The organism is Pseudomonas sp. FIP_A4 (assembly GCF_036701605.1).
GTDB classification, from domain to species: domain Bacteria; phylum Pseudomonadota; class Gammaproteobacteria; order Pseudomonadales; family Pseudomonadaceae; genus Stutzerimonas; species Stutzerimonas phenolilytica.
Genome location: NZ_JAYDXP010000127.1, coordinates 813,705 through 835,960, shown reverse-complemented (window position 1 = coordinate 835,960; position 22,256 = coordinate 813,705). Strand labels below are relative to the sequence as shown.

22 protein-coding genes are annotated in these 22,256 nt (G+C 61.2%); 17 read left to right on the top strand and 5 right to left on the bottom strand.

Going from position 1 to position 22,256, the window contains the following annotated elements; all coding sequences use genetic code 11:
• The 5 genes from U8L64_RS19290 to dnaA all read right to left on the bottom strand — a co-directional run.
• On the bottom strand, positions 1-141 hold a 141-nt coding region (locus tag U8L64_RS19290), incomplete at its 3' end, for a hypothetical protein (protein ID WP_333393442.1).
• A gap of 189 nt (positions 142-330) precedes the next feature.
• Positions 331-2,748, bottom strand: coding sequence for a DNA topoisomerase (ATP-hydrolyzing) subunit B (gyrB, locus tag U8L64_RS19285; protein WP_333398611.1), 2,418 nt, complete (start codon positions 2,746-2,748; stop codon positions 331-333).
• A gap of 4 nt (positions 2,749-2,752) precedes the next feature.
• A complete protein-coding gene (gene recF / locus U8L64_RS19280) occupies positions 2,753-3,856 on the bottom strand; it encodes a DNA replication/repair protein RecF (protein ID WP_043294916.1) in 1,104 nt (367 codons plus the stop codon).
• Positions 3,857-3,866: 10 nt separating this feature from the next.
• On the bottom strand, positions 3,867-4,970 hold the full coding sequence (dnaN, locus tag U8L64_RS19275) for a DNA polymerase III subunit beta (protein WP_043294917.1): 1,104 nt from the start codon (positions 4,968-4,970) through the stop codon (positions 3,867-3,869).
• Positions 4,971-5,004: 34 nt separating this feature from the next.
• Positions 5,005-6,453 carry a chromosomal replication initiator protein DnaA gene (gene dnaA / locus U8L64_RS19270; RefSeq protein ID WP_054094233.1) on the bottom strand — a complete coding sequence of 483 codons (1,449 nt, stop codon included), beginning with the start codon at positions 6,451-6,453 and terminating at the stop codon, positions 5,005-5,007.
• A gap of 502 nt (positions 6,454-6,955) precedes the next feature.
• Between dnaA and rpmH the strand changes: the two genes are divergently transcribed.
• From rpmH to atpD, 17 genes are all read left to right on the top strand, one after another.
• Positions 6,956-7,090, top strand: coding sequence for a 50S ribosomal protein L34 (gene rpmH, locus U8L64_RS19265; RefSeq protein WP_003290924.1), 135 nt, complete (start codon positions 6,956-6,958; stop codon positions 7,088-7,090).
• Between the two features lie 14 nt (positions 7,091-7,104).
• The gene (gene rnpA / locus U8L64_RS19260; protein ID WP_043294919.1) at positions 7,105-7,500 is read left to right on the top strand and encodes a ribonuclease P protein component; all 396 of its coding nucleotides are present in this window, start codon (positions 7,105-7,107) and stop codon (positions 7,498-7,500) included.
• On the top strand, positions 7,493-7,738 hold the full coding sequence (yidD, locus tag U8L64_RS19255; RefSeq protein WP_333398600.1) for a membrane protein insertion efficiency factor YidD: 246 nt from the start codon (positions 7,493-7,495) through the stop codon (positions 7,736-7,738). Before rnpA ends, yidD begins: the two co-directional genes overlap by 8 nt.
• A 2-nt stretch (positions 7,739-7,740) precedes the next feature.
• Positions 7,741-9,405: a membrane protein insertase YidC gene (gene yidC / locus U8L64_RS19250; RefSeq protein WP_333398598.1), complete on the top strand. Its 1,665-nt coding sequence runs from the start codon at positions 7,741-7,743 to the stop codon at positions 9,403-9,405.
• Between the two features lie 80 nt (positions 9,406-9,485).
• On the top strand, positions 9,486-10,853 hold the full coding sequence (gene mnmE, locus U8L64_RS19245) for a tRNA uridine-5-carboxymethylaminomethyl(34) synthesis GTPase MnmE (RefSeq protein WP_054094235.1): 1,368 nt from the start codon (positions 9,486-9,488) through the stop codon (positions 10,851-10,853).
• 455 nt (positions 10,854-11,308) lie between these two features.
• Entirely contained in the window at positions 11,309-13,201 is a 1,893-nt protein-coding gene (mnmG, locus tag U8L64_RS19240; RefSeq protein WP_234303051.1) for a tRNA uridine-5-carboxymethylaminomethyl(34) synthesis enzyme MnmG, read from the top strand.
• Positions 13,201-13,842 carry a 16S rRNA (guanine(527)-N(7))-methyltransferase RsmG gene (rsmG, locus tag U8L64_RS19235; protein ID WP_156715828.1) on the top strand — a complete coding sequence of 214 codons (642 nt, stop codon included), beginning with the start codon at positions 13,201-13,203 and terminating at the stop codon, positions 13,840-13,842. Before mnmG ends, rsmG begins: the two co-directional genes overlap by 1 nt.
• Before the next feature lie 33 nt (positions 13,843-13,875).
• A complete protein-coding gene (locus U8L64_RS19230) occupies positions 13,876-14,664 on the top strand; it encodes a ParA family protein (protein WP_043294924.1) in 789 nt (262 codons plus the stop codon).
• A gap of 9 nt (positions 14,665-14,673) precedes the next feature.
• The gene (locus tag U8L64_RS19225) at positions 14,674-15,546 is read left to right on the top strand and encodes a ParB/RepB/Spo0J family partition protein (RefSeq protein WP_043294925.1); all 873 of its coding nucleotides are present in this window, start codon (positions 14,674-14,676) and stop codon (positions 15,544-15,546) included.
• Between the two features lie 137 nt (positions 15,547-15,683).
• Complete coding sequence (locus tag U8L64_RS19220; RefSeq protein WP_077682426.1) at positions 15,684-16,082, top strand: F0F1 ATP synthase subunit I; 399 nt, start codon at positions 15,684-15,686, stop codon at positions 16,080-16,082.
• Between the two features lie 15 nt (positions 16,083-16,097).
• Positions 16,098-16,952 carry a F0F1 ATP synthase subunit A gene (atpB, locus tag U8L64_RS19215; RefSeq protein WP_043294926.1) on the top strand — a complete coding sequence of 285 codons (855 nt, stop codon included), beginning with the start codon at positions 16,098-16,100 and terminating at the stop codon, positions 16,950-16,952.
• A 55-nt stretch (positions 16,953-17,007) separates the two neighbouring features.
• The gene (gene atpE, locus U8L64_RS19210; RefSeq protein ID WP_003290909.1) at positions 17,008-17,235 is read left to right on the top strand and encodes a F0F1 ATP synthase subunit C; all 228 of its coding nucleotides are present in this window, start codon (positions 17,008-17,010) and stop codon (positions 17,233-17,235) included.
• 93 nt (positions 17,236-17,328) lie between these two features.
• A complete protein-coding gene (locus U8L64_RS19205) occupies positions 17,329-17,799 on the top strand; it encodes a F0F1 ATP synthase subunit B (RefSeq protein ID WP_008569110.1) in 471 nt (156 codons plus the stop codon).
• Between the two features lie 12 nt (positions 17,800-17,811).
• The gene (locus tag U8L64_RS19200; RefSeq protein ID WP_008569111.1) at positions 17,812-18,348 is read left to right on the top strand and encodes a F0F1 ATP synthase subunit delta; all 537 of its coding nucleotides are present in this window, start codon (positions 17,812-17,814) and stop codon (positions 18,346-18,348) included.
• A gap of 15 nt (positions 18,349-18,363) precedes the next feature.
• A complete protein-coding gene (gene atpA / locus U8L64_RS19195; RefSeq protein ID WP_138300734.1) occupies positions 18,364-19,908 on the top strand; it encodes a F0F1 ATP synthase subunit alpha in 1,545 nt (514 codons plus the stop codon).
• Positions 19,909-19,958: 50 nt separating this feature from the next.
• Positions 19,959-20,825 carry a F0F1 ATP synthase subunit gamma gene (gene atpG / locus U8L64_RS19190; protein WP_043294928.1) on the top strand — a complete coding sequence of 289 codons (867 nt, stop codon included), beginning with the start codon at positions 19,959-19,961 and terminating at the stop codon, positions 20,823-20,825.
• Positions 20,826-20,855: 30 nt separating this feature from the next.
• Positions 20,856-22,232: a F0F1 ATP synthase subunit beta gene (gene atpD / locus U8L64_RS19185; RefSeq protein WP_043294929.1), complete on the top strand. Its 1,377-nt coding sequence runs from the start codon at positions 20,856-20,858 to the stop codon at positions 22,230-22,232.
• The last annotated feature ends 24 nt before the right edge of the window (positions 22,233-22,256 follow it).

Here is a 22,256-nt window from a genome sequence, read left to right as displayed (position 1 = left end):
GCTGAGGCCGGCGATGTCCTGCAGCAGGCTCAGCAGCTCCCGGGATTTCTCGCCGTCATCGAGGGACGCGACGATCTCGAAGGGCTGGGTGACCTTCTCCAGGTAGGCTTTCAACTGGGTCTTGAGATTGGTGTCCAACATTCGGTTTACCCCGCTACAGAATTCGCAAAAGGAAGGTGAATGAACTTGATGGCCTCACCTTACGGGGCGCGTGCATGGTTTAGAAATTGATTAAACATCTCTCATCGATAAATGTTGACTATATAAGGGGACAGAAAAAACCCGGCGTTGCGCCGGGTTCTTCTTGTTGCTGAGATACAGCAGCAGCGATCAGAAATCGAGATTAGATACGGCCAGCGCATTGGTCTCGATAAACTCGCGACGAGGCTCTACCGCATCGCCCATGAGCGTGTTGAATATCTGATCGGCAGCGATGGCATCTTCGATGGTCACCTTCAGCATGCGGCGCACGGCAGGGTCCATGGTGGTTTCCCAAAGCTGGTCGGGGTTCATCTCGCCCAGTCCCTTGTAGCGCTGCACGCTATGCCGACGGGTGCCTTCAGTCATCAGCCAGTCGAGAGCATCCTTGAACGAGGCCACAGCCTTCTTGCGCTCGCCACGCTGCACGTAGGCACCTTCCTCGAGCAGGCTGCTGAGCTTCTCGCCGAGTGCGGTGACGGTGCGATAGTCGTTACTGGCGAAGAAATCGCGATTGAAGGTGATGTAGCTGACCAGGCCGTGGGAGGTGATCGCCACTTCCGGCAACCATAGGTGACGTTCCTTGTCCTCGCGCAGGCTGGCGCTGTAGCTCAGCCCCGAGCGCTCGACGCCCTTGAGCTTGTCTGCGTACAGCTCCAGCCAGGCCTGCATAGCCGACTCGTCGGCGAGCTGTTCGGCAGTGATGCGCGGCAGGTAGATGAAGTGTTCGGTCAGCTCCTGCGGATACAGGCGCGACAGACGCTGCAGCGTCTTCATCACCGAGCGGTACTCGTTGACCAGCCGCTCGAGGGCCTCGCCGGAAAGGCCCGGCGCGCTCTCATTGACATGCAGGCTGGCGTCTTCCAGGGCGGACTGAGTCAGGTATTCCTCCATCGCCTCGTCGTCCTTGATGTACTGCTCCTGCTTGCCGCGCTTGACCTTGTACAGCGGCGGCTGGGCGATGTACACGTAGCCGCGCTCGATCAGTTCCGGCAGTTGGCGGAAGAAGAAGGTCAACAGCAGGGTGCGGATGTGCGAGCCGTCAACGTCAGCATCGGTCATGATGATGATGTTGTGGTAGCGCAGTTTGTCGATGTTGTATTCCTCGCGGCCAATACCGCAGCCCAGCGCGGTGATCAGCGTGCCGACTTCCTGCGAGGAAAGCATCTTGTCGAAGCGCGCTTTCTCGACGTTGAGGATCTTGCCCTTGAGCGGGAGGATCGCCTGGGTCTTGCGGTTACGGCCTTGTTTGGCCGAACCGCCCGCGGAATCACCCTCCACGATGTAGAGTTCGGAGAGGGCGGGGTCCTTCTCCTGGCAGTCGGCCAGCTTGCCCGGCAGGCCGGCAATATCCAGCGCGCCCTTGCGACGGGTCATTTCCCTGGCCTTGCGGGCTGCCTCGCGCGCGCGCGCGGCGTCGATCATCTTACCGACCACCGCCTTGGCTTCGTTGGGGTGCTCGAGCAGGAAGTCGCCGAAGTACTTGCCCATCTCCTGTTCCACCGCGGTTTTCACCTCGGAAGAAACCAGCTTGTCCTTGGTCTGCGAGCTGAATTTCGGGTCAGGCACCTTCACCGAAATTATCGCAGTGAGTCCTTCACGTGCATCGTCGCCCGTGGTTGAAATCTTGTGCTTCTTCGCCAGCCCTTCCTGCTCGATGTAGTTGTTCAGGTTACGGGTGAGCGCCGAACGGAAACCGGCGAGGTGGGTACCACCATCACGCTGCGGGATGTTGTTGGTGAAGCAAAGGATGTTCTCGTTGAAACTGTCGTTCCACTGCAGCGCCACTTCGACACCGACGCCATCGTCGCGCTGCACGTTGAAGTGGAATACCTGGTTGACCGGGGTCTTGTTAGTGTTCAGATAGGCGACGAATGCGCTCAGACCGCCTTCATACTTGAACAGCTCTTCCTTGGCGCTGCGTTCGTCACGCAGAACGATGCCGACGCCGGAGTTGAGGAACGACAGTTCGCGCAGGCGCTTGGCCAGGATGTCCCAGCTGAAATGGATGTTCTGGAAGGTCTCGGGTGAGGGACGGAAATGAATCTCCGTGCCGGAACCCTCGGTAACACCGACCGCGGTCAACGGCGCCTGCGGAACGCCGTGGCGATAGAGCTGCTCCCAGACCTTGCCTTCACGGCGAATCGTCAGCAGCAGCTCCTCGGACAGCGCATTGACCACCGATACGCCTACGCCATGCAGGCCGCCGGACACCTTGTAGGAGTTGTCGTCGAACTTACCGCCCGCGTGCAGCACGGTCATGATCACCTCTGCCGCGGAAACGCCTTCTTCCTTGTGGATATCCACCGGAATACCGCGGCCATTGTCGCGAACGGTGATCGATTCATCGGTATGGATGGTGATGGAAATATCGCTGCAGTGGCCGGCCAGCGCTTCGTCGATGGAGTTGTCGACGACCTCGAAGACCATGTGGTGCAAGCCAGTACCGTCATCGGTGTCGCCGATGTACATGCCTGGGCGCTTACGTACGGCGTCGAGCCCCTTCAGCACCTTGATGCTGGACGAATCGTACGCGTGATTTTCGCTCATACTTTCACTCCGAAAGGGCCGTGGTCTGGGTAATGCGCCCATGTTCCACGTGAAACATTGAGACTGGCGTTTCTGCGTTCCAGCCTGCTTGCAAAACAGTCGAGTCGACGCAGGTGATGAAAACCTGGCAGTCGAGTTGTTCCAACAATCCACACAACGCCTGGCGGTGCTGGTCGTCCAGCTCCGATGGCAGGTCGTCCACCAGATAGATGCACTGGCCGCGTTTCGTTTCGCTGACGAGGTGCCCTTGGGCGATCTTCAGCGCGCAAACCACCAGCTTCTGCTGACCGCGCGACAACACGTCGGCTGCGTTGTGACCACCGATACGTAACCGCAGATCGGCGCGTTGCGGCCCTGCCTGGGTATGGCCTAACGCACGATCACGATCGACGGCCGCATCGAGTACTTCTTCGAGCGAGCGCTCCTTGTCCCAACCGCGGTAGTAGCTGAGCTGCAGCTCTTCCAGCTGCAGCAGGGCCGCTAGCGTACGCTCGAAAACCGGTTTGAAAATCTGGATATACGTGCGCCGGTAGCTGTCGATCTCGTCGCTCGCCAGCACCAATTCGCGTGTCCAGGCGGCCTGTGAAACGGTGTCAAGTGTACCATGCCGCAGCCACGAGTTCCGTTGCCTCAGGGCCTGTTGGACGCGCTGCCAGGCACCGAGAAAGCGGTGTTCCACGTGGAACACACCCCAGTCGAGAAACTGCCGCCGCAGCTTCGGTGCACCTTCGAGCAGACGGAAACTATCCGGATTGATGAGCTGCAACGGCAACGTATCGGCAAGCTCCGACATGCTGCGCGCATTCTGCCCATTGATGCGGATGCGCAAGTCGCCGCCACGCTCGCGTGCCACACCCAGCGTGCAGAGCTGCCCACTGGCAAGCTGAGCTTCGCCGAAGACCGTGCAGCTGGGATGCTCATACGCGATGACCGGACCGAGTCGGGAGCTGCGAAACGACCTGGCCAGCCCGAGCAGGTGAATGGCTTCGAGCAAACTGGTCTTGCCGCTGCCGTTATCGCCATGAAGGATATTGATGCGAGGGGAGGGTGCGAGCGCCACCGGTTGCAGATTACGCACCCCGGTGACGCTCAGGCGGGTCAGGGACATCGAACTGAGGTTACAGACGCATCGGCATCACGACGTAAGCGGAATCGTCGTTATCGAACTCCTGCAACAGCGCGCTGCTATTGGCGTCGGACAGGATGAGACGAATCCGCTCGGTCGTCATCACGCCTAGCACATCGAGCAGATAGCTGACGTTGAAGCCGATCTCCAGCGAACCACCGCTATAGTCGACCGCAACCTCTTCCTCGGCCTCCTCCTGCTCCGGGTTGTTAGCCTGGATCTTCAGCAGGCCGCTCTCCAGCTGCAGACGGATGCCTCGATACTTCTCGTTAGACAGAATGGCCGTACGGCTGAAGGCCTCGCGCAGCTGTTGACGGTCACCGATGACCAGCTTGTCGCCGCCACGCGGCAGAACGCGCTCGTAATCCGGAAACTTGCCGTCAACCAGCTTCGAAGTGAACGTGAACTCGCCTGTCGTGGCACGCACATGATGCTGGCCGAGCATGATATTGACTTCCGCGTCCTGCTCAGTGAGCAGGCGCGCCAACTCGAGAATTCCCTTGCGCGGGACAATGACCTGGTGACGGTCAGCCTGCTCGATACCGGCCTGCATGGAACACATGGCCAGACGATGACCGTCGGTGGCGACCGTGCGCAGCATGCCGTTGGAAACCTCAAGCAACATACCGTTGAGGTAATAGCGCACATCCTGCTGCGCCATGGCAAAACTGCTGCGCTCGATGAGGCGACGCAGCTTGCCCTGCTCGACACTGAATCCGAGCGAGCCAGGGCCTTCTTCCACGGTGGGAAAATCGTTCGCCGGCAGGGTAGAGAGCGTGAAGCGACTGCGTCCCGACTTGATCAGCACCTTGTGCTCGTCGAGGCGGATATCAATCAGCGCATCGCTGGGCAAGCTCTTGCAGATGTCCATCAGCTTGCGCGCCGGAACGGTGATCTCTCCGGGTTCAGCCGCGTCGTCGAGGGTAACGCGACCGACCAGTTCGACTTCCAGATCGGTACCGGTCAGCGACAGTTGCTGCCCCTGTACGACCAGCAGAACGTTGGAAAGCACTGGCAAGGTCTGCCGCCGTTCGACAACGCCGGCAACCAGTTGCAGGGGTTTCAACAGGGCTTCGCGCTGAATGGTGAAATGCATGGTCTGGTCCCTTGCCTTATTGGGTGGATCGCATTCAGGTTGTCAGAGTTCGCAGCAAATTCTTGTAATCTTCACGAATATCGGCGTCTATTTCGCGCAATTCGGCGATCTTACGGCAAGCGTGAAGCACCGTGGTGTGATCGCGCCCACCGAACGCATCGCCGATCTCCGGCAGACTGTGATTGGTGAGCTCTTTGGACAACGCCATCGCCACCTGACGCGGACGGGCGACGGAACGCGACCGTCGCTTCGACAACAGATCGGCAACCTTGATCTTGTAGTACTCGGCCACGGTGCGCTGGATATTGTCCACGCTGACCAGTTTGTCCTGCAATGCCAGCAAATCCTTGAGCGACTCGCGGATCAACTCGATGGTGATCTCCCGCCCCATGAAATGCGCATGAGCGATTACCCGCTTGAGCGCGCCCTCGAGCTCGCGCACGTTGGAGCGGATGCGCTGGGCAATGAAGAATGCCGCATCATGCGGCAGATCGACCTTGGCCTGATCGGCCTTCTTCATCAGGATCGCCACCCGGGTTTCCAACTCCGGCGGTTCCACGGCAACGGTCAGGCCCCAGCCGAAGCGCGACTTAAGGCGCTCTTCAAGGCCGTCGATTTCCTTCGGGTAGCGGTCGCTGGTGAGGATGACCTGCTGGCCTCCTTCGAGCAGCGCATTGAAGGTATGAAAGAACTCCTCCTGCGAGCGTTCCTTCTTGGCGAAGAACTGAATATCGTCGATCAGCAGCGCATCGACGGAGCGGTAGAAACGCTTGAATTCATTGATCGCGTTGAGCTGCAGCGCCTTGACCATATCCGCGACGAAGCGCTCCGAATGCAGGTACACCACCTTGGCATTGGGATTCTTCTTCAGCAGGTGATTGCCCACCGCATGCATCAGGTGGGTCTTGCCGAGCCCGACACCGCCGTAGAGAAAGAGCGGGTTGTAGCCATGCTTGGGATTGTCTGCCACCTGCCAGGCCGCCGCGCGAGCGAGCTGGTTGGACTTGCCTTCGACGAAATTTTCGAAGGTAAAGGTACGATTCAGATAACTGGTGTGCTTGAGTCCGCCTTCGACCTGCACGTTGCGCGCAGGGCGAGCCGCTTCCGGCTCCGGCTCTGCGACAACTGTCGCTGCCTGCCCCATCGGAGTGACAGATGTAACGTCGGTGATGTTGACGGCAGCCACAGCCACCTGCTGCCGTGCCGCCGCCGCGGAAGGCAGCGCAGCAGGTGCCGTGCGCTTGCTGCCAATCAGCAGCGACAGCGCCGGTGCCATGCCATCGGCACGCTCGGTCAATAGCTCAAGCAGGCGCGAAAGGTACTTTTCGTTGACCCAATCGAGGACGAAACGGTTGGGAGCATAGACGCGCAGCTCGCCGCCTTCGCTCTCCACCTGCAGTGGACGAATCCATGTGTTGAATTGCTGAGTAGGCAGCTCGTCGCGCAACAGGTCTACGCATTGCTGCCAAAGTTCCACGGACACGGAAACTCCTATCAACCTTCGCCGAGTTCAGAAGGCCGCCATTGTAGCCGCCGCTACCCAGGTTATCCACAACTCCCTCCGCAACACCTCCTCTATCTAGAGGGACCCGGCTATCGGCAGCGGCAAAATCACACCTGTTGATAACCCCGCCTGAGATCAGTTGAAAAGACTGTGATCAAGCTGAGCTGGAGTAGGCTTGTGGATATCTTTCCATGTTATCCTCAGCTCGCTAACGCCATAACCACCGGAAATACATGCTCGCTCCACTGGGTTCCGTCTTGCCATACTCCTTCTACGGCGGCGCTTCCGCAATGTTATCCACAGATAAGGCAAGCAACATACATAAGCTTTATATCTGGAAAAGCTCTCTAATTCTTTTCTTTCTATTTCTTCTGGCACGTAGCTGGCTGGAAATTGACCTGACCCGGTTGCTTCTCTACAATCGCCGGTCTCTTGAAAGGGGGCCATTCCGGCCCACAATGGATCACCAGGTAAACGCACCATGAAACGCACTTTCCAACCCAGCACTATCAAGCGCGCTCGTACCCACGGTTTCCGTGCCCGCATGGCCACCAAGAACGGCCGCCAAGTCCTGTCGCGTCGTCGCGCCAAAGGCCGCAAGCGTCTAACCGTCTGACATCGGCGCAGGGGGTGAGTCGAGACTTCGGCCGGGAAAAGCGTCTGCTGACACCGCGCCAGTTCAAGTGTGTGTTCGACTCCCCGGCCGGCAAGGTGCCTGGCAGGAATGTCCTGCTACTGGCACGCGAGAACGGTCTGCAACATCCACGCCTCGGTCTGGTGATCGGCAAAAAGAGCGTCAAGCTCTCGGTCGAGCGCAATCGCATCAAGCGGCAGATACGTGAGACGTTTCGCCAGCACCAGCTCGAGCTGGCTGGATGGGATGTGGTGATCGTTGCGCGCAAGGGGTTGGCCGACCTGGACAATCCCGAGCTGGCCCGGCAGTTCACCAAACTGTGGAAACGCTTGTCCCGCCAGCAGCCCGCGCTATCGGGCGATCCTGGAGCAGCCAACCCTACCCATGCGTAACTTGGCCATTGCTTCCATCAAGCTGTACCGGTACGCCATCAGTCCAATGATGGCCAGCCATTGCCGTTTCTATCCCAGCTGCTCGTGCTATGCGCTAGAAGCCATCGAAACACATGGCTTGCTACATGGCGGCTGGCTGAGTCTGCGTCGACTCGGCCGATGCCATCCGTGGCATCCCGGCGGCTACGATCCCGTGCCTTCTCCTAAAACCTCCAATTCATCATCGATGGCCGAGTAACCATGGATATCAAACGCTCGATCCTGCTCGTGGCATTGGCAGTCGTTGCCTACCTGATGGTTCTGCAGTGGAACCAGGATTATGGCCAGGCCGCACTTCCGGCCGAGACCGCCCAAACCCAGCCGCCCGTGGCCGCATTGCCGGAGACAACCCCGGCGAATGCCGCAGCCAACGAAGATGTTCCCAGTCTGACAGGCCAGCCGCAGGCCAACGCCATTCCGGCCAGCGAGCCGAGCAAGCAGCTGATCCGCGTACGCACCGACGTGCTGGACGTAGCGATCGATCCGCATGGCGGCGATATCGTCGACCTGCGTCTGCCGCAGTATCCACGTCGGCAGGATCGTCCGGACGTGCCGTTCCAACTGTTCGAACGCAGCAGCGAGAGAACTTACGAGGCCCAGAGCGGCCTGATTGGCGACGGACCCGACAAGGCCAGCAGCCGTCCGCAATACAGCAGCGAGAAGAACGACTATCAGCTTGGCGAAGGCCAGGATCAGTTGGTGGTCGATCTGAAATACAGTGCCGACGGCGTCAACTACACCAAGCGCTTCGTCTTCGAACGCGGCCAGTACGATCTTGCTGTGCGCTACCTGATCGACAACCAGAGCGGCAAGCCCTGGACCGGTCATCTGTTCGGCCAGCTCAAGCGCGACGCCAGTGCCGATCCGTCCTCGAGCACCGCGACCGGAACCGCTACCTACCTGGGCGCCGCGCTGTGGACCAAGGACGAGCCCTACACCAAGGTGTCGATGGGCGACATGGATGACAAGAGCCTGCGCGAGACGGTGCAGGGCGGTTGGATCGCCTGGCTGCAGCACTACTTCGTCACCGCCTGGATTCCCCAAGCCGGCGACACCAACCTGGTGCAGACTCGCAAGGACAGCCAAGGCAACTACATCATCGGCTTCACCGGTCCGGCAGTCAGCGTCGCCGCGGGTGCGCAAGGCGAAACCGGCGCAACGCTGTACGCAGGGCCGAAGAGCCAGGAGCAGCTGGAGGAGCTGTCACCCGGCCTGCGCCTGACCGTCGACTACGGCATTCTCTGGTTCATCGCCCAACCGATCTTCTGGCTGCTGGAGAACATCCACGCGCTGCTGGGTAACTGGGGCTGGTCGATCATCGTCCTGACCATCATCATCAAGCTGGCGTTTTTCCCACTGTCGGCCGCCAGCTACAAGTCGATGGCGCGCATGCGTGCGGTGTCGCCTAAGATGCAGGCGCTCAAGGACCAGTACGGTGACGATCGCCAGAAGCTGTCGCAGGCGATGATGGAGCTGTACAAGAAGGAGAAGATCAATCCGCTCGGCGGCTGCCTGCCGATCATCGTGCAGATGCCGGTCTTCCTCGCTCTGTACTGGGTGCTGCTGGAAAGCGTGGAAATGCGCCAGGCGCCTTGGATGTTCTGGATCACCGACCTGTCGATCAAGGATCCGTTCTTCATCCTGCCGATCATCATGGGCGTCACCATGTTCATCCAGCAGCAGCTAAACCCGACGCCGCCGGACCCGATGCAGGCCAAGGTGATGAAGCTGTTGCCGATCATCTTCACCTTCTTCTTCCTCTGGTTCCCGGCTGGCCTGGTGCTGTACTGGGTGGTCAACAACGTCCTGTCGATCGCTCAGCAGTGGTACATTACCCGGCAGATCGAGCAGGCCAAGAGCGCCTGACCGCCTTCAGTCATCGACACCGAGAACGCCCCTTGAATGGGGCGTTCTGCTATTTGCCCGGCCAATATCGGAGAGCTGCCATGAGCACCGTTCGCGACACCATCGCCGCCGTCGCCACCGCGCCTGGTCGCGGTGGGGTGGGTATCGTTCGGGTTTCCGGGCCACGCGCACGCGCGCTGGCGATCACCCTCAGCGGTCGCGAACCCACGCCGCGCCACGCCCACTACGGGCCGTTCCATGCCAACGACGGCGAGGTGATCGACGAAGGCCTGCTGCTGTTCTTCCCAGGCCCCCACTCGTTCACCGGCGAGGACGTGCTGGAGCTGCAGGGGCACGGCGGCCCGGTGGTGCTCGATCAGCTGCTGCGGCGCTGCGTGGAGCTCGGTGCGCGGCTGGCGCGTCCCGGCGAGTTCAGCGAGCGGGCTTTTCTCAACGACAAGATCGATCTAGCCCAGGCTGAAGCGATCGCCGACCTTATCGAAGCAAGTTCGACGCAGGCGGCGCGCAATGCGGTGCGCTCCCTGCAGGGCGATTTTTCCCGGCGCGTGCACCAGCTCACCGAACGACTGATACAGCTGCGTATCTACGTCGAAGCGGCGATCGACTTTCCCGAGGAGGAAATCGACTTCCTCGCCGACGGCCATGTGCTCCAGCTGCTGGACGGCGTACGCAACGAGTTATCCGCAGTACTGCGCGAAGCCGGGCAGGGGGCCTTGCTACGGGATGGCATGACGGTGGTCATCGCCGGGCGGCCGAACGCTGGCAAGTCTAGCCTGCTCAATGCACTGGCCGGCCGTGAAGCAGCAATCGTCACCGATATCGCCGGTACCACCCGGGATGTGCTGCGCGAGCACATCCACATCGACGGCATGCCGCTGCACGTGCTCGACACCGCCGGTCTGCGCAACACCGACGATCAGGTCGAGCGCATCGGTGTGCAACGCGCGCTCGATGCCATCGGCAGCGCGGACCGCGTGCTGTTGGTGGTCGACGCCAGCTCACCCGAGGCAAGCGATCCAATGGCGTTGTGGCCCGAATTCCTTGCCAGCCGCCCGCAACCGGACAAGGTCACGCTGATTCGCAACAAGGCCGATCTTACCGGCGAGGCCGTCGTGCTGAACCAGTCCGTTGACGGTCACGTCACCCTCAGTCTTTCCGCCAAGGCAGGCGAGGGCATCGATTTGCTGCGCGAACATCTCAAGCAGTGCATGGGCTACGAACAAACCGCCGAAAGCAGTTTCAGCGCACGCCGCCGGCACCTCGATGCGTTGCGCCTGGCCGAGCAGTATCTGCAGCACGGCCATGCCCAGCTGACTCAGGCCGGCGCGGGCGAGCTGCTGGCCGAGGACCTGCGCCTGGCGCAACAGGCGCTTGGCGAAATCACCGGAGCGTTCAGCTCAGACGATCTGCTCGGACGCATTTTCTCGAGCTTCTGCATCGGCAAGTGAGCGCGTTGCGCAAACGCGCCATTGCGCTTTGAACCCCAACGAAGGCACGCCCAACGGCGTGCCTTTTTTGTTTCCGCAGCCCTGTGCACAACCTGCCCTGAGGTCCGTCGATAAGTGATCAGGGAAAGGGTGGATAATCCGACCTGTGCATAACCCTACGTTATATCCACAGGTTAGTGACCGGCGTCGCACCGGCACGCCCCAGCTAGCGCACAGACTTATTTTTTCCCGTAAGCCAGGTAGATCAGGGGTTACCAGAGGTTATCCACAGAAAAGCGGGGGCTACATACATAAACATATAAACAATCTCTTTATAAATTTCTTCTTTTTTTATTCTTTGACCGTCTGGCCCCTTTTGATCATTTTTTGTCCAGGGCCCTTCTTATGCGTGGGCTAACTGCCTATACTTCGCGGCTCCCCGAAATTTCCCCATCTGAACAGGCACGAGGTGCGTGGTGGACTTCCCTTCCCGTTTTGACGTGATCGTGATCGGCGGCGGTCATGCCGGCACCGAAGCTGCCCTGGCAGCAGCACGCATGGGCGTGAAGACTCTGTTGCTCAGCCACAACGTGGAAACCCTCGGCCAGATGAGCTGCAACCCAGCCATCGGCGGTATCGGGAAAAGCCACCTGGTCAAGGAAATCGATGCGCTGGGCGGAGCGATGGCGGTTGCCACCGACCTCGGCGGTATCCAGTTCCGTGTGCTCAACAGCCGCAAGGGACCGGCGGTTCGCGCCACCCGCGCGCAGGCCGACCGCGTGCTGTACAAGGCGGCGATCCGCGAAATACTCGAGAACCAGCCGAACCTGTGGATATTCCAGCAGGCAGCCGACGACCTGATCGTCGAACAGGATGTGGTCAAGGGTGTGGTCACCCAGATGGGGCTGCGCTTCTTCGCCACCTCGGTGGTGCTGACCACCGGTACCTTCCTCGGTGGGTTGATCCACATCGGGCTACAAAACTACTCCGGTGGCCGCGCTGGCGATCCGCCGTCGATTGCGCTTGCGCAACGCCTGCGTGAGCTGCCGCTGCGCGTCGGTCGACTGAAGACTGGCACACCGCCGCGCATCGACGGTCGTTCGGTCGACTTCAGCCAGATGACCGAGCAGCCGGGCGACACCCCGCTGCCGGTGATGTCGTTCCTCGGCAAGCGCGAGCAGCATCCGCGTCAGGTCAGCTGCTGGATCACGCATACCAATGCGCGCACCCACGAGATCATCGCCGCCAACCTCGACCGCTCGCCGATGTATTCGGGGGTGATCGAAGGCGTCGGGCCACGCTATTGCCCGTCCATCGAGGACAAAATCCACCGCTTCGCCGACAAGGACAGCCACCAGGTTTTCCTCGAACCCGAAGGTCTGACCACCCACGAGCTGTATCCCAACGGCATTTCCACCTCGCTGCCGTTCGACGTGCAACTGCAGATCGTGCAAAGCATCCGCGGCATGGAGCACGCGCACATCGTGCGTCCGGGCTACGCCATCGAGTACGACTACTTCGATCCGCGCGACCTCAAGTACAGCCTGGAGACCAAGGTCATCGGCGGGCTGTTCTTCGCCGGGCAGATCAACGGCACCACCGGCTACGAGGAGGCCGGTGCCCAGGGCCTGCTTGCCGGCGCTAACGCGGCACTGCGTGCCCAGGGACGCGAGAGCTGGTGTCCGCGCCGTGACGAGGCCTACCTTGGCGTGCTGGTCGACGACCTGATCACCCTCGGCACGCAGGAGCCGTATCGCATGTTCACCTCGCGCGCCGAGTACCGGCTGATCCTGCGCGAGGACAATGCCGACCTGCGCCTGACCGAGAAGGGCCGTGAGCTGGGCCTGGTGGACGATGTCCGCTGGGCCGCGTTCTGCGCCAAGCGAGAAGGCATCGAGCGCGAAGAACAGCGCTTGAAGAACAGCTGGGTGCATCCGGGCAGCGCCGAGAACGCGGCGATCAGCGCGCGCTTCGGCAGCCCGCTGGTGCGCGAATACAACCTGCTCAATCTGCTGGCGCGCCCGGAAATCGATTACCAGAGCCTGGTCGAGCTGACCGGCAACGGCGCAGCGGATCCGCAAGTCGCCGAACAGGTGGAGATTCGTACCAAGTACGCCGGCTACATCGAACGCCAGCAGGAAGAGATCGAGCGGCTGCGTGCCAGCGAGAATCTGCGGCTGCCGGCAGACATTGACTACGCGAGCATTTCCGGTCTGTCCAAGGAGATCCAGCACAAGCTGGCCCAGGCGCGTCCGGAAACCCTTGGTCAGGCCTCGCGCATCCCCGGCGTCACGCCGGCGGCGGTATCGCTGCTGATGATTCACCTGAAGAAGCGCAGCGCCGGCCAGCAGCTGGAGCATAGCGCCTGATGGTCAGTGATGCGCATGCCGCCGAGCTGCTGCGCGGTGCCCATGAGCTCGGCATCGAGCTGAGCGAGCGGCAACAGCAGCAGCTGCTCGCCTACCTGGCGCTGCTGATCAAGTGGAACAAGGCCTACAACCTGACCGCCGTGCGTGACCCTGATGAGATGGTCTCGCGCCACCTGCTCGACAGCTTGAGTGTGGTGCCTTTTGTCGCCGAAGGCGGCACGCGCTGGCTGGACGTGGGCAGCGGCGGCGGCATGCCGGGCATTCCGCTGGCGATCATGTTTCCCGAGCGCGCGTTCACCCTGCTGGACTCCAACGGCAAGAAGACCCGCTTCCTCACTCAGGTGAAGCTGGAACTCGGCCTGGCCAACCTCGAGGTTATCCACAGCCGTGTCGAGCAGTACCGCCCGGACGTACCATTCGATGGCATCAGTTCGCGTGCCTTCAGCGCGCTGCAGGATTTCGCTGCCTGGACCCGTCACCTCGGCTGTGCCGAGACGCGCTGGCTGGCGATGAAGGGCGTGCAGCCGGACGACGAGCTGCAGGCACTGCCCGCGGACTTCCAACTGGAGGCCTGTCATGTGCTCAAGGTTCCCGGTTGCCAAGGCCAGCGCCATCTGCTGATACTGCGCCGCACTTCGTGACCCACGATTCATGACCGGGGACAGAGACTGATCATGGCCAGAGTAATCGCCATCGCCAACCAGAAGGGCGGTGTCGCCAAGACCACCACCTGCATCAACCTGGCGGCATCGCTGGTGGCGACGCGGCGTCGGGTCCTGCTGATCGATCTGGATCCGCAGGGCAACGCCACCACCGGCAGCGGCGTGGACAAGCTCAATCTGGAGTACTCGATCTACGACGTGCTGATCGGCGAATGCAGCCTGGTCGATGCCATGCAGTTCTCCGAGCATGGCGGCTACCAGTTGCTGCCGGCCAATCGCGATCTCACCGCCGCCGAAGTGGCGTTGCTCAACCTGCCGGCCAAGGAAAACCGCCTGCGCGAGGCGCTGGCGCCGGTACGCGAGAATTACGACTACATCCTGATCGACTGTCCGCCGTCGCTGTCGATGTTGACCATCAACGCGCTGACCGCCGCCGACGGCGTGATCATCCCCATGCAGTGCGAGTATTACGCACTGGAGGGCCTGAGCGATCTGGTCAACTCGATCCAGCGCATCGCCCAGCTGCTCAATCCCAGCCTTACCATCGAAGGCCTGCTGCGCACTATGTACGACCCGCGCAGCAGCCTGACCAGCGATGTGTCCGCGCAGCTCAAGGCGCACTTCGGCGACAAGCTCTACGACACCGTCATTCCGCGCAACGTGCGCCTGGCCGAGGCGCCGAGCCACGGCATGCCGGCGCTGGCTTATGACAAGCAATCCAAGGGCGCGATCGCCTACCTGGCACTGGCGGGCGAGCTGTCGCGGCGCCAGCGCAAGGCCGCTCGCAGCGCTCTCGCATAAGGAATCTTCATGGCTACCAAGAAACGAGGCCTCGGACGCGGGCTGGATGCCCTGCTCGGCGGCACCACGGTCGCGGCGATGCAGGAAGAGGCCGTACGCATCGACGACCGAGAGTTGCAGCACCTGCCGCTGGATCTCGTGCAACGCGGCAAGTACCAGCCACGCCGGGACATGGATCCGACGGCACTCGAGGAGCTGGCGCAATCGATCCGCAGCCAGGGCGTGATGCAGCCGATCGTAGTACGTCCGATCACCGGCGGCCGCTATGAGATCATCGCCGGCGAACGCCGCTGGCGTGCCAGTCAGCAGGCCGGCAAGGACAGTATCCCGGCACTGGTACGCGATATTCCCGATGAAGCGGCCATCGCGATGGCGCTGATCGAGAACATTCAGCGCGAGGACCTCAATCCCATCGAGGAAGCGGTGGCCTTGCAGCGCCTGCAGCAGGAATTCCAACTGACCCAGCAGCAGCTTGCCGATGCGGTGGGCAAGTCGCGGGTCTCGATCAGCAATCTGCTGCGCCTGATCGCCTTGCCGGAAGAGATCAAGACGTTGCTGTCGCATGGTGACCTGGAGATGGGTCACGCCCGCGCCCTGCTCGGCCTGCCGGCCGAACAGCAGATCGACGGTGCGCGGCATGTTGTCGCACGCGGATTGACGGTACGACAGACCGAGGCGCTGGTTCGCCAGTGGCTGAGCGGCAAGCCGGCTGAGAAAAGCGCCGTCAAGGCGGACCCGGACATCAGCCGTCTGGAACAGCGCCTGGCCGAGCGGCTGGGCTCTCCGGTACAGATCAAGCATGGCCAGAAGGGCAAGGGGCAGCTGGTGATCCGCTACAACTCGCTGGATGAGCTGCAGGGCGTACTGGCGCACATCCGCTGATACAAAGAATTTGTAGTGCCGGTCGGAAATTACTACCCGATGGTTGAACGAGGTGGGTCCTCCTCCTATACTCGCCGCGCTTTTTTGGACTGCGCAAACGCGCCCGGCGCGGCCTCGCCGCCAGCGATGGTTTTTTGGTGAACATACGCAACAAGACGCCTTTGCACCGTTTGCCGGCCGTTCGCGTGTTGCAGATACAGGTATTGGCAGCCCTGGCGGCCGCGGTCCTTTGTGGAATGGTTTTCGGCATCGTCGCCGGTTATTCGGCGTTGCTCGGCGGGCTGATCGCCTGGTTGGCGAACCTGTACTTCGCCTACAAGGCGTTCCGTTATTTTGGCGCACGTTCGACCAGGGCGATCATCCAGTCCTTCTGGTCAGGCGAGATGGGTAAACAGATTCTGGCAGCAGCGCTTTTTGCGCTGGTGTTTGTGGGGGTGAGACCGCTCGAACCGGTTGCCCTGTTCACCGGCTACCTGCTGGTGTTGGGTGTCGGCGCGAGTGCACTCCTGCTGATGAAAAACAATCCGAAGCATTGAGCATTTGAGGCGTTTATGGCGAGCACACCGGCTGAATATATCCAGCATCACCTGCAAAACCTGACTTACGGCAAGCTGCCGGCCGGTTACGAGCGTGCTGATGGCAGCGTCCTCGATCAGGCGACCTGGACCATTGCCCAGACCGGCCTCGAAGCGCGCGACATGGGCTTCATGGCCGTGCACCTGGATACCCTGGGCTGGTCGCTGTTGATGGGGGCGCTGTTCATCCTGCTATTCCGCAGCGCCGCCAAGGCCGCTACCGCCGGCGTACCGGGCAAGCTGCAGAATTTCGTCGAGATGTGCGTGGAATTCGTCGAAGGCGTGGTCAAGGACACCTTTCACGGCCGCAATACGCTGATTGCTCCGCTGGCGCTGACCATTTTCGTCTGGGTGTTCCTGATGAACAGCCTGAAGTGGATTCCGGTCGACTACATCCCGGGCATCGCTGGTCTGCTCGGCCTGCCGGCGTTCAAGATCGTGCCGACCGCCGATCCTAACGGCACCTTCGGCCTGTCGCTCGGCGTGTTCATCCTGATTCTGTTCTACAGCGTCAAGGTCAAGGGGTTCGGTGGTTTCAGCAAGGAGCTGGCATTCACCCCGTTCAACCACTGGTCGCTGGTGCCGTTCAACCTGTTCCTCGAAATCCTCGGTCTGCTGACCAAGCCGCTCAGCCTCGCACTGCGTCTGTTCGGCAACATGTATGCCGGTGAGGTGGTGTTCATCCTCATCGCGCTGCTGCCGTTCTACGTGCAGTGGACCCTGAATGTGCCTTGGGCGATCTTCCACATCCTGGTGATCCCGCTTCAGGCCTTCATCTTCATGGTACTGACGGTGGTGTACCTGAGCTCTGCCCATGAAGAACATCACTGAAAACGCAACGCTTTAACCGAAAAACCTTAAACCCCCCTAGCTTCAGGAGCTTTACATGGAACTCGTCTACATCGCCGCCTCCATCATGATCGGTCTGGGTGCCCTGGGCACTGGCATCGGCTTCGCCCTGCTGGGCGGCAAGCTGCTGGAATCCACCGCGCGTCAGCCTGAGCTGGCCCCGCAGCTGCAGACCAAGACCTTCCTGATGGCCGGTCTGCTCGACGCCGTGCCGATGATCGGCGTTGGTATCGCGATGTACCTCATCTTCGTTGTCGCCGGTTAATCATTTTTCCGGTTTGAGATGGGGTTCGCCGGGCGAACCCCGTCGCCGTGGAATGACTCCCGCGTTGAACGAGATAGCACGAGGTATATCGCTGTGAACATTAACTTGACGCTGTTCGGTCAAACGCTCGCCTTCGCTATCTTCGTCTGGTTCTGCATGAAGTTCGTCTGGCCGCCGATCACGGCTGCCATGAGCGCACGCCAGAAGAAGATCGCCGAAGGGCTGGATGCGGCAGGCCGTGCGCAGCAAGACCTGAAGCTGGCTCAGGACAAGGTGTCCAACACCCTGCGTGAGACCAAGGAGCAGGCTGCCCAGATTCTCGAGCAGGCGAACAAGCACGCCAACTCGATCATCGAGGAAGCCAAGCAGCAGGCACGTGTCGAAGGCGAGCGTCTGGTCGCCGGTGCACGCGCCGAGATCGAACAGGAAGTGAACCGTGCCAGGGACCAACTGCGCAGTCAGGTAGCGGCTCTGGCCGTCGCCGGTGCGGAGAAGATCCTGGAGTCCCAGGTGGACGCCAAGGTGCACAACGAGCTGGTCGAAAAACTGGCCTCCCAACTCTAAGCGAGGCAAGCGATGATCAATACCCAGACGCTTGCTCGGCCTTACGCGAAAGCCGCTTTCGAGTTCGCCAGCGCGGCCGGACAGACCGATTCCTGGTCGAAGATGCTGAACCTGGCCGCCATCGCTGTTGAAGTCCCTGAAGTCGCGGCGTTGCTGAACGACCCCCGCCTGACCAGCGCAAGCAAGGTTCAGGAATTGGTGCGTCTGCTTGGCAACGATGCCGACGAAGCGTTCCGCAACTACGTCCAGACCCTCGGCGAAAATGATCGCCTGACGGTCCTGCCGACCGTGTGGGAACTGTACGAGGACATCAAGGCGCAAGCCGAGAAAACGCTCGAGGCAGAGGTTGAAACCGCCTTCGAGCTCAGCAATGCGCAACTCCAAACTTTGGCTGCCGCCCTGTCGAAGCGGCTAGATCGTACCGTCAACCTCCAGCAGGTCGTGAACCCTGCGCTGATCGGCGGCGTGTTGATTCGCGCCGGTGACGTGGTTGTCGACGGTTCGGTCCGCGGCAAACTGAGCCAGTTGGCCGAATCGTTGAAATCCTGATTTGAGGGTCATGGCATGCAGCAACTGAATCCTTCCGAGATTAGTGAAATCATCAAGCAGCGCATCGAGAAATCCGATGTCGCCGCCCAAGCCCGTAACGAGGGCACCGTCGTCAGCGTTTCTGACGGTATCGTACGCATCTACGGTCTGGCCGACGTCATGTACGGCGAGATGATCGAGTTCCCTGGCGGCATCTTCGGCATGGCACTGAACCTGGAGCAGGACTCCGTAGGTGCCGTGGTTCTGGGTAACTACCTGGGCCTGACCGAAGGCATGAGCGCCAAGTGCACCGGCCGCATCCTCGAAGTTCCGGTAGGTCCGGAGCTGCTGGGTCGCGTGGTCGATGCCCTGGGCAACCCGATCGACGGCAAGGGCCCGATCAATGCCCAGCTGACCGATGCGGTCGAGAAAGTGGCACCGGGCGTGATCTGGCGTAAGTCGGTCGACCAGCCGGTACAGACCGGCTACAAATCGGTCGACGCCATGATCCCGGTCGGCCGCGGCCAGCGCGAGCTGATCATCGGTGACCGCCAGATCGGCAAGACCGCGATGGCCATCGACGCCATCATCAACCAGCGCAACAGCGGCATCCGCTGCGTCTACGTGGCCATCGGTCAGAAGCAGTCGACCATCGCCAACGTGGTGCGCAAGCTGGAAGAGCACGGCGCGCTGCAGAACACCATCATTGTAGCCGCGTCGGCGTCCGAGTCCGCTGCCCTGCAGTACCTGGCTCCGTACTCCGGCTGCACCATGGGTGAATACTTCCGCGACCGCGGCGAAGACGCCCTGATCGTCTACGACGACCTGTCCAAGCAGGCCGTGGCCTACCGCCAGATCTCCCTGCTGCTGCGCCGTCCGCCAGGACGCGAAGCCTATCCGGGCGACGTGTTCTATCTCCACAGCCGTCTGCTGGAGCGTGCTTCGCGCGTTTCCGAGGAGTACGTGGAGCAGTTCACCAAGGGCGCCGTGACCGGCAAGACCGGTTCGCTGACCGCACTGCCGATCATCGAAACCCAGGCGGGCGACGTTTCCGCGTTCGTTCCGACCAACGTGATTTCGATCACCGACGGTCAGATCTTCCTGGAGTCGGCCATGTTCAACGCGGGTATCCGTCCGGCGGTCAACGCCGGTATCTCGGTATCGCGTGTGGGTGGTGCGGCGCAGACCAAGATCGTCAAGAAGCTGTCCGGCGGCATCCGTACCGCTCTGGCCCAGTATCGTGAACTGGCGGCATTCGCGCAGTTCGCTTCCGACCTCGACGAAGCGACCCGCAAGCAGCTGGAGCATGGTCAGCGCGTCACCGAGCTGATGAAGCAGAAGCAGTACGCGCCGATGTCCATCGCCGACATGTCCCTGTCCCTGTATGCCGCCGAGCGTGGCTACCTGGCGGACGTGGATGTGGCCAAGGTTGGCGCCTTCGAGCAGGCCCTGATCGCCTTCTTCAACCGCGAGTTCGCCGATCTGATGGCGAAGATCAACGTGAAGGGCGACTTCAACGACGAGATCGACGCCGGCCTGAAGGCGGGTATCGAGAAGTTCAAGGCCACGCAGAGCTGGTAAGCCGCAGCGGGAGCCGCAAGGCTCCCGCCTGCTAACCCGATAGGTGTCAAATGGCAGGCGCAAAAGAGATTCGCAGCAAGATTGCGAGCATCAAAAGCACGCAGAAGATCACCAGCGCCATGGAGAAGGTGGCGGTCAGCAAGATGCGCAAGGCTCAGCAGCGCATGGCGGCCAGCCGTCCCTACGCGGAGCGGATCCGGCAGGTGATTGGCCATCTGGCCAATGCCAACCCGGAATACCGTCATCCGTTCATGGTGGAGCGTCCGGTCAAGCGTGTCGGCTATATCGTCGTGTCGACCGATCGTGGTCTGTGCGGTGGCCTGAACATCAACCTGTTCAAGGCCCTGATCAAGAGCATGAAGGAATGGCACGACCAGCGGGTCGAGGTCGACCTGTGCGTGATCGGCAACAAGGGCGCAAGCTTCTTCCGCAGCTTCGGCGGTAACGTCGTCGCGGCGATCGGCAACCTCGGCGAAGCACCGTCGATCAACGATCTGATCGGTAGCGTCAAGGTCATGCTGGACGGCTTCAACGAAGGCCGTATCGATCGCTTGTACCTAGCATCCAACAAGTTCATCAACACCATGACCCAGAAGCCGACGGTCGACCAGCTGCTGCCCCTGGCGGCAGACGCGAGCGCCGAGCCAGTGAAGAAAGGTCAGTGGGACTACCTCTACGAGCCGGATGCCCAGCAGCTGCTGGATGCCCTGCTGGTGCGCTTCATCGAGTCCCAGGTCTACCAGGCGGTGGTTGAGAACGGCGCAGCCGAACAGGCGGCGCGGATGATTGCCATGAAGAACGCAACCGACAACGCCGGGGAGCTGATCGGCGACCTGCAACTGGTCTACAACAAGGCCCGTCAGGCTGCGATCACTCAGGAAATTTCGGAAATCGTCGGCGGCGCTGCCGCGGTTTAAGAACGGTTCAAATATTCAGAGGAACCAAACATGAGTAGCGGACGTATCGTTCAAATCATCGGCGCCGTCATCGACGTGGAATTCCCGCGCGATCAGGTGCCGAACGTCTATGACGCGCTGAAAGTACAAGGCGCCGAGACCACCCTGGAAGTCCAGCAGCAGCTGGGCGACGGCGTTGTGCGTACCATCGCGATGGGTTCGACCGAAGGCCTCAAGCGCGGCCTGGACGTTAACAACACCGGCAACGCGATCCAGGTTCCGGTCGGTGCCGGCACCCTGGGTCGCATCATGAACGTCCTTGGCGAGCCGATCGACGAGGCCGGTCCGGTTGCCTGCGACGAGCAGTGGGGCATCCACCGCGCTGCGCCGAGCTACGCCGATCAGGCGGGCGGCAACGACCTGCTGGAAACCGGCATCAAGGTCATCGACCTGGTTTGCCCGTTCGCTAAGGGCGGCAAGGTTGGTCTGTTCGGTGGTGCCGGTGTCGGCAAGACCGTGAACATGATGGAGCTGATCAATAACATCGCCAAGGCGCACAGCGGTCTGTCCGTGTTCGCCGGCGTGGGTGAGCGTACTCGTGAGGGTAACGACTTCTACCACGAGATGAAGGACTCCAACGTTCTCGACAAAGTGGCGATGGTGTACGGCCAGATGAACGAGCCGCCGGGAAACCGTCTGCGCGTTGCCCTGACCGGCCTGACCATGGCCGAGAAGTTCCGTGAGGAAGGTCGCGACGTTCTGCTGTTCATCGACAATATCTACCGCTACACCCTGGCCGGTACCGAAGTGTCGGCACTGCTGGGTCGTATGCCGTCGGCGGTGGGTTATCAGCCGACTCTGGCCGAGGAAATGGGCGTTCTGCAGGAGCGCATCACCTCCACCAAGACCGGTTCGATCACCTCGATCCAGGCCGTATACGTTCCCGCGGACGACCTGACCGACCCGAGCCCGGCGACCACCTTCGCCCACCTCGATGCTACCGTCGTTCTGTCGCGTGACATCGCTTCCCTGGGTATCTACCCGGCCGTGGACCCGCTGGACTCCACCAGTCGTTCGCTGGACCCGCTGGTGGTTGGCCAGGAGCACTACGAAGTGACTCGCGGCGTGCAGTACGTGCTGCAGCGTTACAAGGAACTGAAGGACATCATCGCCATCCTGGGCATGGACGAACTGTCCGAGCAGGACAAGCAACTCGTTGCTCGTGCGCGTAAGATCCAGCGCTTCCTGTCGCAGCCGTTCCACGTGGCCGAGGTCTTCACCGGCGCTCCGGGCAAGTACGTGTCGCTCAAGGAAACCATCCGAGGCTTCCAGGGCATTCTCAATGGTGACTACGACCACCTGCCGGAGCAGGCGTTCTACATGGTCGGCACCATCGACGAAGCCATCGAGAAGGCCAAGAAACTGTAACTGGCGCGCCCGTTCGCGGGCGCC

What these genes read in the sequence shown, in the direction of transcription:
- yidC (WP_333398598.1), top strand. Translation starts at nt 7,741, where the DNA reads ATGGATATCAAACGCTCGATCCTGCTCGTGGCATTGGCAGTCGTTGCC.
- mnmE (WP_054094235.1), top strand. Translation starts at nt 9,486, where the DNA reads ATGAGCACCGTTCGCGACACCATCGCCGCCGTCGCCACCGCGCCTGGT.
- recF (WP_043294916.1), bottom strand. Translation starts at nt 3,856, where the DNA reads ATGTCCCTGACCCGCCTGAGCGTCACCGGGGTGCGTAATCTGCAACCG.
- U8L64_RS19225 (WP_043294925.1), top strand. Translation starts at nt 14,674, where the DNA reads ATGGCTACCAAGAAACGAGGCCTCGGACGCGGGCTGGATGCCCTGCTC.
- rsmG (WP_156715828.1), top strand. Translation starts at nt 13,201, where the DNA reads ATGGTCAGTGATGCGCATGCCGCCGAGCTGCTGCGCGGTGCCCATGAG.
- atpB (WP_043294926.1), top strand. Translation starts at nt 16,098, where the DNA reads ATGGCGAGCACACCGGCTGAATATATCCAGCATCACCTGCAAAACCTG.
- U8L64_RS19230 (WP_043294924.1), top strand. Translation starts at nt 13,876, where the DNA reads ATGGCCAGAGTAATCGCCATCGCCAACCAGAAGGGCGGTGTCGCCAAG.
- rpmH (WP_003290924.1), top strand. Translation starts at nt 6,956, where the DNA reads ATGAAACGCACTTTCCAACCCAGCACTATCAAGCGCGCTCGTACCCAC.
- yidD (WP_333398600.1), top strand. Translation starts at nt 7,493, where the DNA reads ATGCGTAACTTGGCCATTGCTTCCATCAAGCTGTACCGGTACGCCATC.
- atpE (WP_003290909.1), top strand. Translation starts at nt 17,008, where the DNA reads ATGGAACTCGTCTACATCGCCGCCTCCATCATGATCGGTCTGGGTGCC.
- dnaN (WP_043294917.1), bottom strand. Translation starts at nt 4,970, where the DNA reads ATGCATTTCACCATTCAGCGCGAAGCCCTGTTGAAACCCCTGCAACTG.
- atpG (WP_043294928.1), top strand. Translation starts at nt 19,959, where the DNA reads ATGGCAGGCGCAAAAGAGATTCGCAGCAAGATTGCGAGCATCAAAAGC.
- gyrB (WP_333398611.1), bottom strand. Translation starts at nt 2,748, where the DNA reads ATGAGCGAAAATCACGCGTACGATTCGTCCAGCATCAAGGTGCTGAAG.
- atpA (WP_138300734.1), top strand. Translation starts at nt 18,364, where the DNA reads ATGCAGCAACTGAATCCTTCCGAGATTAGTGAAATCATCAAGCAGCGC.
- U8L64_RS19200 (WP_008569111.1), top strand. Translation starts at nt 17,812, where the DNA reads ATGATCAATACCCAGACGCTTGCTCGGCCTTACGCGAAAGCCGCTTTC.
- atpD (WP_043294929.1), top strand. Translation starts at nt 20,856, where the DNA reads ATGAGTAGCGGACGTATCGTTCAAATCATCGGCGCCGTCATCGACGTG.